The sequence below is a fragment of the Mojavia sp. genome (assembly GCF_059505145.1).
This window is the reverse complement of the sequence record NZ_JCACKA010000064.1, coordinates 96,283-107,215: the sequence shown is the minus strand read 5'-3', so window position 1 is coordinate 107,215 and position 10,933 is coordinate 96,283. Positions and strand designations below refer to the sequence as shown.

The following is a 10,933-nucleotide window of genomic DNA, read 5'->3' as shown; positions in this document are numbered from 1 at the left end:
ATCTACACAAGGTCAGTATATATCTTAAATTACAGGATATTATCAGAAATTTTCATGCGGAAACCGGGATCAATTATCTGTAGTAATTAGGGTAATCACAGCAAGCAATATATGCCTGATTACGTAGCTATCAGTATTGATTAGGTTCAGTAGAAAATTTGGCATCGCTTGAAAATTTTAGGTCAGCGCCGCCAATATTCTACTGGGCAAAACTTATCGATTTTTGCTTGATTCTGCCATAAAAACTCATTATGGGGGTTTTGCAGCCATTTACAGCTTAGGAATACCTGTCAGATGAATTTATAAGAAAATTCATCGCCTGATTCAATTACTTAAAGCAATTTTTCCTGACTAATGATTTGTTTATGTATGGATTTATAGAATTGACCCACAAAAATTTAATAGGAGTTTTTCATCTACCCTAGTTAACATTTCCGTTATGTGTGTAATAATGACTCGAAGTCGGGAGTATATATATAATTCTTCGCCCCCTCATCTGGGAGGGGCGGATTAAGTCTATTTGTGTTTGCATTTAGGGAGAAGTGATGTGAGCTAACCATGGCTACAACACTTTCTTAGCTCTGTGAATGTTATGGGAAATGCTCCTGAAAGGTTTTGAAATACTCTAGTTTGGTTGTCAAGGTTCTTAAACCGAAATTAGAAAAATAATTTGTTCAATTTAGAAATATGTCAGAGGTCTTAATGAAATTGTTAGATATTCATAATTGCGAGACTGAATTATCCTCTAGTACTGAGAATTATCAAATCTCTACCTTTAGAGAGATGAACTATCCCCGTCCGCAATTGCAGCGATCGCACTGGCAAAGTTTAAACGGCCCGTGGAAGTTCGCATTTGATGACAAAGGCGAATGCTCCCATCCCACGGAAATTACCGACTGGAGCCATTATATACAAGTTCCGTTCGCTCCGGAATCTACCAAAAGTGGTATTGGTGATACAGGATTTCATCCCAATTGCTGGTATGAGCGAGAATTTGAAACCCCGGCTGGTGAAGGTAGATTGCTATTGCACTTTGGTGCTGTAGACTATCGCGCTCGTGTCTGGGTTAATGGTCAATACATGACTGAACATGAAGGCGGACATATCGGTTTCAGCATCGATATTACCCCTGTATTGAATGACAGTGGCATCACCAAGGTGACAGTGTGGGCGCAGGATGATCCACACGACCTTGCTAAACCTCGTGGTAAGCAAGATTGGCAGTTACACCCACATAGTATTTGGTATCCTCGCACGACCGGGATTTGGCAGACAGTCTGGATTGAGCGGGTGGGTACAACTTATATAGATCACATCCGCTGGACACCAGACTTCGAGCGTTGGGAAATTGGTTGTTATGCGGTGATCGCAGGTAATGCACCTGTTTCGGGCGTACAAGTCAAGATGAAACTGAGCGTTGGCGAGCGGGTGTTAGCAAATGATACCTATGAAGTTTTCAATGGGGAAGTTAGCCGTCGCATCGCCCTTTCCGATCCAGGTATTGATGATTACCGTAATGAATTACTGTGGAGTCCAGAAAAGCCGACTCTAATTGATGCCGAAATTCAGTTGTGGTACAAAGGTCAATTGCTGGATGAGGTAAAATCCTATACTGCTTTGCGGACAGTCAGCATCCAGCGCGATCGCTTTATGCTCAATGGACGTCCCTATTATTTACGGCTAGTTCTCGATCAAGGCTATTGGTCTGATTCACTGATGACTGCACCCGATGATGAAGCATTGCGGCGCGATGTAGAACTCGCCAAAGCAATGGGTTTCAACGGAGTCCGTAAGCACCAGAAAATTGAAGACCCCCGCTTTTTATATTGGGCTGACATGCTGGGGTTGTTAGTATGGGAGGAAATGCCCAGTGCATATCGCTTCTCACCCAAAGCAGTGGAACGCACAACCAGAGAATGGACTGAGATCATCAAACGAGATGTTAGTCATCCCTGTATCGTAGCTTGGGTTCCTTTCAATGAATCTTGGGGAGTGCCAAATCTGGTTGAGACGGCGGCTCACCGTAACTATGTCTTGGCGATGTATCATTTGACCAAGACTCTCGATCCAACTCGCCCAGTGATTGGTAATGATGGTTGGGAAAGTACAGATACCGACATTCTCGCTATTCATGACTACGATACCAAGCCGCTGCACCTAGCTCATCGTTATGGGCCAGAAATGAAGCTATCTGATTTATTTGATCGTAAGCGTCCCGGAGGACGTATCTTAACATTGGATAACTATCCACATCAGGGACAGCCAATCATGCTGACCGAATTTGGCGGTATTGCTTATGCCCCTGAAGAAGAGCCTGATGCCGATAAAGTTTGGGGATATGAGCGTTGTTGGAATATCTCCGAGTTAGAAATGAAATATGCCGCTTTACTCGAAACTGTTAATGATATCGAGTTATTTAGCGGATTCTGTTACACCCAATTGACCGACACCTTCCAAGAAGCAAACGGTTTGTTGTACAGCGATCGCACTCCTAAATTTCCCATTGAGGCGATCCGTGCTGCAACCCTCTCAGGAGCAGGATTATGTACTCCCACAAGTTGTTAAAGCCGGATGGACGCCAACTGACTTTATACAGTAGGCAGCCAATTGCTGAAGATATTACGGCCCCTAGCCCCAGTAATGAGCCAGTGCGGGCTAATCCCCACCTGCGCTGGCATCCTTTGCGCGGCGAATGGGTTGCTTATGCGAGTCACCGTCAAGGGCGGACTTTTATGCCACCGCCAGAGTATAACCCCCTCGCACCTACCAGCAACCCAACGTTTCCTACGGAATTGCCTCAAGGTAAGTATGATGTGGCGGTGTTCGATAACCGCTTTCCTTCAATGGCACTGGCGGCACATAATCCGCCTGAATCCATTGTGGAAACCTTACCTGCTCAAGGTGCGTGTGAAGTAGTGGTTTTTACGCAAGATGCTAGTGCTTCCCTCAGTTCTTTAGAACTAGAACACCTAGATTTGCTGTTGCAAGTATGGGGCGATCGCACCCGTGTATTGGGAGATAATCCCCAAATTCAGTACGTGCTGCCGTTTGAAAATAAGGGCGTAGAAGTGGGTGTAACTCTGCACCATCCCCATGGGCAAATTTACGCTTATCCATTTATACCGCCAGTTCCTGCTAAGATGCTGGCAATGCAGCAGGCGTATTATCAAGAACATCGGCGCGGTTTGTTGGAAGATTTAATTCAAAAAGAGATTGCCGACAACCAGCGGATTATCTATCAAGATGATCATGCGATCGCCTTTGTGCCTGTGTGCGCTCGTTACCCATACGAAGTGTGGATTGCACCAAAACAGCCAGTGGCAAATTTTATGGATCTCACCCCACAACAACGTTGGGGTCTGGCCAGAGCCTTAAAAACTGTCACACTCAAGTATGACGGCTTATGGAATCGCCCATTTCCCTACTTGATGGCTTGGTTTGGTGGGCCGACTGATGGTGTAGATCATCCCGAAGCACATTTACACGCGCAGTTTTATCCGCCATATCGGACAAGCGAAAGGCTGAAGTATTTGGCGGGAACCGAACTAGCAGCAGGGATGTTTGCCAATGATGCCTTGCCAGAAGAGAAGGCGAAGGAGTTACAAGCAGTGACTGTAAATATCGAAAAGCAGATTGCGGCGTAATATCATTCCCAGTTCAGGGAAGAGGACAAGGGGACAAGGTGACAAGGGGGCTAGGAAGATACTCTTACCCAACCCCCAATCCCTAATCCCCAGCCCCTTTTACCCTCTAGTCTGCACTCAGTAATCGTACTATGGTACGCCAGATTAACCCAGCAACGATGAGTGCTAAACCTACTAGCCAAATCTGTCGTTCTACCCAAAAAGCTAGGAAAGCACAAGAAGCTAAACCCGCCCAAGCCAACCATTTGGGATAAAGTCGTTCGTGGGTAGGTAGTTGCAGTGCCGCAAAATTTGTGATTGCGTAGTAAATTAAAACGTTGAAGGCGCTGAACGACCAAGTAGTTTTTACATCCCCAACCATAACCAAAAGCGCGATCGCAATGCCAACAACTAACACAGCCAAAACTGGTGTCGTCTCTGACTGATTCAATCTTGCCAAAATCCCAGGCAAATCTCGGCGTCTTGCCATTGCTAGTACCACGCGAGACAATCCCAGAATTAAATTTAGTAGCACACCTAACATTGCAGTCATAGCACCAATAGCCAAGACTACACCAGCTCTCGAACCTACAACGTTGCTAACTACAACTTCAAGCGGTGCAGCTTGTGCTTGTTGAGTTACATTGCCTAAAACATCTGCCCCCACTGCTCCAATACCAACCACTGCCACTGTTATATAAAGCAGCATCGTCAGCAATAATGTAACTACCATCGCTCTGGGAATAGTTTTTTGCGGTTCTTTTGCTTCTTCGCCCATTGTGGCAATACGACCATAACCGGTATAAGCCACAAACATGAGAGCCGTAGCGTGGAGTACTGATGCGGTATTTCCTGTAAACAGAGGTGTGAGATTTTCCGCACCATTGCTGATAGCATTTGGGAAACAGACAACCACAAAAAAACATAAAGATAGCAGTGTCACCGATACAATGACGATATTGACAAGGTTAGAGCGGCGAATTCCACTCAAAACAATTCCCGTGAGAATCGCTACAGCTATTAAAGCTGTGGGAACAAAAAAGCCACTTCCGATAAGATTGGTAATGGTCAGTAAGTAGCTAGCAAAGCCCAAGGCGGCGGTGGCTGCTGAAGCGGTTTTGGCTAAGAGAAACATCCAGCCCGCTATGAAGCCAAACCAAGGATTAAGGTATTTGTAGCCATATTCGTAGGTTCCACCACTGACAGCATGATTAGCAGCTAACTGAGCGCTGTTAAGACCGTTGCTGGTTGCAACAAAAGCGGCCAGCACCAGTGCAATAATGACAGCAGATCCAGCAATCCCAGCAGCAATACCTATACTTACAAATACACCAGTGCCAATAATTGACCCTAGCCCCATCATGGTTGCACCCACAACCCCTAGTTCTCTTCGTAGTTGGGGCGTTACTGTTCTCTGTGACACAACACACCTTTTGTTGAGATAGAGATTGCAAAAGTATATTATCCTAAATAGATTTCTTTGCCACTGACAAAATTAAGAGTCTCCTTGTGGGTGAGAATTTTTAATTCCCATTCAAGATAGGAATTATTGCTGATGCAGATAAACCAACACAAGCTGCTAGTTCTTCCAAGGTTATTTGTTGTTGTGCGTTTGTGTTGAGCATTTCTGTTGCGGCGGCGACATATTCAGAATTGCTCAAGTTGTTGACTCTTACACGAGAGATTTCTGGGGAATTAGCACTAGCAACGCGATCGCCCTTGGCGCTGCGCTAAGTCCCTGCGGGACACGCTTCCGCGAACGCGCAATCGCTGGCTGTAAGATTTTGCATTCGATAAGCTGCGATTTTTGTGGCTTGGCGAGCTTGAATGTAAGCTAGGTAGTGCCGAATTACGGCTAATCGCTTTTGCTGCTTGGCTTCTTGCCAGCGCGATCGCATTATTGGTTGTTGTTGAAAAGCACTAATTAACTTAATCGGATCAAGAGAAACGCTCAAGTAAAAACTACTTTCTTTTTCTTCAGATTCATCAGGTGAGTTGTAATCTGTCGTAGTTATAGAGGGCGATAATTCTATAGATAAAACATCCTGAAACGCACGCCAGCCCATTGCAGATTTTGCTTCCAGCACTTGAGAAGAGTTACGCTCGGCAATAATAACTAATTGTTCAATAATTTTGATATCATTTTGTGTAATATTGGTTTGTAATAGTTCTAATTCATGATTTATATTGGAATTTTCTTCTGATGCCATAGTAGGCAAAGAATAATCAACAATGAAAACGGTTAGCAGACATAGAAAATAGCGCCTAAAAAAACAATAGTGTTTAGCGTTTAATAGTTTTAGACCTTTCAGCATATATGCAGATTGCCATCAAAATTGTATCTAGCGGGACTTAGATAAAGCATCTGTCAGCTGATGATTTTGATTAAATAATGTTAAAAATGCCAGTAATACAACTCCTATTGTGGCGATCGCAGTTCCCGATGCTTGTGCAAAAATAATCACAATTTGATAGCGGATAGCATCCACAGGACTAGCACCAGCCAAAATCTGACCAGTCATCATTCCTGGTAGACTAACTAACCCCATCACCATCATTGAGTTAATTGTGGGAATCATCCCGATTCTTAATGCTTCTCTAATTGGTTGATGTGCAGCTTCCCAACGAGTTGCACCTAAAGTTAATAGTGCTTCTACTTGTTCTCGACGATTAGTCAAGTCTTCCATAAAACGTTCTAATGTTAGAGAAGTACCAGTCAGGGCATTACCCAAAATCATACCTAATAGAGGAATGAGATACTGAGGATCATACCAAGGATGTACTTGAATAATCCCGCTAACAGTAAAGCCTGTAACTAAAAATGAACCACAAAAAAGCGAAATAAAATTATTCCAATAAATACTAGCAAACCGTCGGCGAGTCCGGTTAACACTTGATATACCCGCCATAATCGTCATCGCTAAAGCTAAAACTATAATTAATATTGGATCGCGAAGAGTAAATACCCATTGTAATAAGTATCCTACCAACAATAATTGCACTACCATGCGTAGTGAAGCAATTAAAAGGCTTTTTCCTAGCCCTAAATTTAAAGCTAATGAAAGACCTATATTAATGAGAATAAATAAAGCTGCTAACGCGAGTTGAGCGTAACTAATAGAAATATAACTAGCTGCCATTATTCTTGTATTTTTAAATTAATTTGACGATGGGTAATGCGCTGCAATTGTGCTGAATCGTGACTTGTCCAGAGATATGCTCGTTGGGGGTCTTCTTTTTGCCAAACTGCAACCAAAGCTTCTAAACTATTAGCTGTTGCGACATCTAAGGAAGCGGTAGGTTCATCAAGTAATAATACTAAAGGAGAAAGTTGCAAAGCGCGCAGAAAAGCCACAATTTGAGCCTCACCACCAGAAATTGCGCTTACAGGACGTTGTAAAAAATCAGCAGGTTTATGTAAAAGTTGTAAATAATTAAGAATTAGTTGGCGATTATAAACTTGTTGACGATGGGCTGCTAAACGATAAACTTGCTTGAGGTTATCTTCTACAGTTCCTTCCCAAAGTGCAGGGCGCTGATGGAGATAGACAACTTGAGAACGATATTGTGGTGTGTAAGAAGAATCAATAGATTTTCCTTGAAAAAAGATGTAACCTTCTTGTATTGGATCAAGATTGGCGATCGCTCTTAGTAGCTGACTTTTACCAGAACCGGAAGCGCCAACTACAGCAACGCGTTCTCCCGATAGCAATTCAAAGTTTAGATTTCGCCACAACCATTGATTTTGGATTTTTCTACCTAAGCCTTGTATTGATAAAATTGGGTCAGGAGTAAACGATTCTGAGTTAGTAATAAAAGTTTTGCTTAGTCGGTTAGCCATTCACCTTATTTATAGTATTTGATTTTAAATCCAAAAGTTATGCTGGCAACTGATACGGTAAATATTTAGCCAATTTTTCTAATAAAAGAGACTGGGCAGAATGTAGAAAAAAGTGATCGCCTGGAAACATATTTAAAGAAAAAGCAGCCTTTGTTTGCTCTTGCCATGCTTGCAATTCGTCACAACCAACTTCTGAATCTTGTAATCCGCCAAAAACAGTGATAGGACAATTTAAAGGCGGTTCAGGAGTATAAACATAAGTTTCCAAAACTGCAAAATCTGCCCTTAGTATCGGCACAAATAGCTGCATCAATTCAACATTTTCTAATACTGCTTTTGGTGTACCGTTGAGATGGCGTAGTTCTTTTATGAAAGCAGATTCGGGGAGATTGTGAATGGGTGGATCTGCATCGGGAATTTGTGGGGCGCGACGACCAGATACAAACAGGTGAACTGGGAGAATACCATAATTTTTGCGGAGTAGACGCGCTAACTCAAAGCTGACCAAGCCACCCATGCTGTGACCAAAGAAGGCGAATGGTTTATCTAAATATGGGTGGATATTGGAGGCGATCGCATCTACAAGCGAATCTATTTTATTATATGGTGGTAACTTTATTTGTCTTCCTCGACCGGGGATTTCGATTGCACAAACTTCTACAGATGGTGGTAGATAGTTTGACCAAGTGCGAAAAATTAAAGAACTACCGCCTGCATAAGGAAAACAAAATAAACGCAGATGTGCTTGAGGGTTAGGCTTGTGGCAAATTATCCAAGAGTTAAGATTTGATATGTTTGTCGTCATCACAAGTTAAATTGGCTCTTAAACTACATTTTGCCTTGTTCTTTATTTTTCACAAATAAAATTATTGTAGAGAAGTTCAACCTCTCTACAAATAGCAATCTCAGAGTAATTTAAGTATTAATTTTTACTAGATAATTCTTCCATTTTCTTTCGCAAGCTTAGGGGTCTCATATCAGTCCAAACTTCCTTAATGTATTCCAGGCATTCTGATTTGAGTCCAGTTTTACCTGCATCTTTCCAGCCTAGAGCATTTTCTCGCTCAACAGGCCAAATAGAATATTGTTCCTCATCATTGACTACAACTTTATAAATTGTTGTATCTTCTGAAGTTGTTTGGTTCATTTTTATTTCCTATTAGTGAACTAAAATTTCAAACAGAAGCACGGGGAGGTAAAAAACCTCCAGACCTTAGTTGTTCTACACTATCCTTTACAGCTTGAAGAATGTAGTTGATATCTTCATCTGTATGGGCTGTAGATAAATAACCGCTAACACCTAAAAGGTGAACTCCCTTATCAAGCAGATGATATTTTAATAAACCCATGGCTACTGAAGCAGCAGAATTTCCTTCAGAAAGTTCTAAGGATGCAGAACCAAAGAGTGAGCCAAAGTTTGCCATTTGTAGGGGTAGCCCTTCTGCGGCAAAATAATTATTCAAAGCAATAACAAATTGTGTTGTACGTTCATTCAACTTTTGATGCAGTGATGGGCCTTCACTTTGCAGATATTTCAGAACGGCTTTTGCAGCAGTCATTGCTAAGGGATGCTTACAAAAAGTACCTGCAAAAAATGTTTTTTGTGTTTGGGGGTAGGAATCATCGCCATAATTCCACATACCCCCATCAATTGCATCCATATATTTACTTTTACCAGCAATCACCCCAATAGGGATTCCACCGCCAACAATTTTTCCATAAGTAGCAATATCAGCTTTTACACCAAAATAGGCTTGTGCGCCGCCAGGAAGAATGCGAAAGCCTGTAACCATTTCATCAAATATTAAGGCAATATTAAACGCTTGTGTTAATTCCCGTAGCTGGTGCAGAAATTCCTTTGGCTGTAAAGCAGGTCTACTAGTTTGTACAGGAACTACCAAAACTGCTGCTAATTCTTGCTGATGAGTTTTGATGATTTCTAATGATTCAGGATTGCCATAATCTAACACCAAAACATCATTAACAAAGTTTGGTATTACTCCAGGTGCTAATGGTAGAGCAGAGTAATTATTTTCTGCCTTATTTGCTTTAATTAAAGTGCCATCAAAATGACCATGATAAGAACCTGAAAAGATAACGATTTTGTTACGTCCTGTAACTGCTCTTGCAATGCGGATAGCGCTCATTACAGCTTCTGTACCTGTATTGCTAAAACAAACCCGCTCCATCCCAGTAAGTTGAGAAACTAACTCAGCTACCTCACCAACAAGTTCTGATTGAGGCCCAATTTGAATTCCTTTATCCAGTTGAGTAATTAAAGCATCTTTAATAAAAGATGGGTTATGACCAAAAAGATTGATACCCAGCCCCATCATTACATCTACATATTCATTACCATCTACATCCCAGATTTTAGAACCGCAAGAACGATTAGCAACTATGGGATAATACATTTCTTTGAAGAGTAAATTGAACTCTCCTAAGTTCTTATCATCAGCTAAAAATGGCCGAGAACTTTGGGAAATTTGCTTTGATGTTTTTGTGCGATCGCTGTAGCGATTGATAAAATCTCGCAAATACTTCTGTTGCTGGTTAGTAAGCCCTGTTGTGGCTAATAGCTTAGTTAAGTTATCTAAATTTTGAGGTAATGTAACTTGTTGTGCATTCATGAACTTTTGGTTTAAAATTTGATAATCTTCTATATTATTTAATTGTTTATGTTCATTAAATAATTAACGCTTGTAGCAAATAAAATATGTACTGCCAGGCATTTGTGATATTCCTAAGTCATAATGTGCATCATAACTACTAATTTCGCTAAATCCAGCAGTTTCTAGAGCAGAAATAACCTCTTCTTTGGCATAACATTTTTCTGAAATAACTTTATCTAAACGCTGCCAAGTTTTATCTACTAATGAAAATACAGTAAGATAAATCTGTCCTATTTGATTTTCTGGATTATAGATATTTTTTGTAGCCCAGGCGTAATCATCTTTTACATTACCAGAGATTTTACCGTTCCAATTTGATTGAAATTCTTCTTTTGTAAAGAAGTGACATAAGAAGATCCCATTATCAACCAGCACATTATAAACATTTTTCAATACGCATTCTAGTTCTTCAAGTTTCATTACATAGTTTAGAGAACCAGTGGTTGAAACTACTGCATCAAAGGTTGCTGGTAAATTAAAAAATCTAGCATCATCAAGGATAAGTTTTGCTTCTGGTGCATTCTCACGAGCATAACCCAACATTTGCTCAGAGCCATCAATTCCTGTAATTTTATAACCTTTTTTTATTAATTGTTGTGCTAAATGTCCAGTTCCACAACAAAGGTCAAGAATATGAGATCCTTTAGTTAAATGACTTAACAACAATTCCTCTAAAACTGGTATTGTTTCTTGGAAAAGTCCTGATATCCAATCTTCGTTATATATACGAGCCAGAACATCATAATCATCATAACGAGTTGTAGTAGTCATAAAATATTACTCCTGAAAGATTATCG

General features: G+C 41.1%; 11 protein-coding genes. 2 read left to right on the top strand and 9 right to left on the bottom strand.

The genetic code is table 11. The annotated features are described in order from the left end of the window. The first annotated feature begins 702 nt into the window (after nt 1-702). Together AC5JL8_RS14925 and galT are read left to right on the top strand one after the other, a co-directional pair. Entirely contained in the window at nt 703-2,565 is a 1,863-nt protein-coding gene (locus AC5JL8_RS14925) for a glycoside hydrolase family 2 protein (RefSeq protein ID WP_495880580.1), read from the top strand. Further along, the gene (gene galT / locus AC5JL8_RS14920) at nt 2,544-3,644 is read left to right on the top strand and encodes a galactose-1-phosphate uridylyltransferase (protein WP_495880568.1); all 1,101 of its coding nucleotides are present in this window, start codon (nt 2,544-2,546) and stop codon (nt 3,642-3,644) included. The genes AC5JL8_RS14925 and galT overlap by 22 nt, the downstream gene beginning before the upstream one ends. Nucleotides 3,645-3,750: 106 nt before the next feature. Here galT and AC5JL8_RS14915 read toward each other — a convergent pair whose 3' ends face one another. The 9 genes from AC5JL8_RS14915 to AC5JL8_RS14875 form a co-directional block, all read right to left on the bottom strand. Further along, a complete protein-coding gene (locus tag AC5JL8_RS14915; RefSeq protein WP_495880567.1) occupies nt 3,751-5,046 on the bottom strand; it encodes an APC family permease in 1,296 nt (431 codons plus the stop codon). 100 nt (nt 5,047-5,146) lie between these two features. Next, the gene (locus tag AC5JL8_RS14910; RefSeq protein WP_495880566.1) at nt 5,147-5,284 is read right to left on the bottom strand and encodes a hypothetical protein; all 138 of its coding nucleotides are present in this window, start codon (nt 5,282-5,284) and stop codon (nt 5,147-5,149) included. A gap of 69 nt (nt 5,285-5,353) precedes the next feature. Beyond that, entirely contained in the window at nt 5,354-5,833 is a 480-nt protein-coding gene (locus AC5JL8_RS14905) for a hypothetical protein (RefSeq protein WP_495880565.1), read from the bottom strand. A gap of 132 nt (nt 5,834-5,965) precedes the next feature. Beyond that, nucleotides 5,966-6,763, bottom strand: a complete 798-nt coding sequence (locus AC5JL8_RS14900) for an ABC transporter permease (protein ID WP_495880564.1) — start codon at nt 6,761-6,763, stop codon at nt 5,966-5,968. Beyond that, nucleotides 6,763-7,464, bottom strand: coding sequence for an ABC transporter ATP-binding protein (locus tag AC5JL8_RS14895; RefSeq protein ID WP_495880563.1), 702 nt, complete (start codon nt 7,462-7,464; stop codon nt 6,763-6,765). Before AC5JL8_RS14895 ends, AC5JL8_RS14900 begins: the two co-directional genes overlap by 1 nt. A gap of 37 nt (nt 7,465-7,501) precedes the next feature. Continuing rightward, entirely contained in the window at nt 7,502-8,269 is a 768-nt protein-coding gene (locus AC5JL8_RS14890) for a thioesterase II family protein (protein ID WP_495880562.1), read from the bottom strand. A gap of 117 nt (nt 8,270-8,386) precedes the next feature. Further along, nucleotides 8,387-8,611, bottom strand: a complete 225-nt coding sequence (locus AC5JL8_RS14885) for an MbtH family protein (protein ID WP_495880561.1) — start codon at nt 8,609-8,611, stop codon at nt 8,387-8,389. 28 nt (nt 8,612-8,639) lie between these two features. Next, entirely contained in the window at nt 8,640-10,094 is a 1,455-nt protein-coding gene (locus AC5JL8_RS14880) for an aspartate aminotransferase family protein (RefSeq protein ID WP_495880560.1), read from the bottom strand. A gap of 63 nt (nt 10,095-10,157) precedes the next feature. After that, nucleotides 10,158-10,907 (bottom strand): class I SAM-dependent DNA methyltransferase, encoded by a 750-nt coding sequence (locus AC5JL8_RS14875; RefSeq protein ID WP_495880559.1) that lies wholly within the window; start codon nt 10,905-10,907, stop codon nt 10,158-10,160. Nucleotides 10,908-10,933 lie beyond the last annotated feature (26 nt).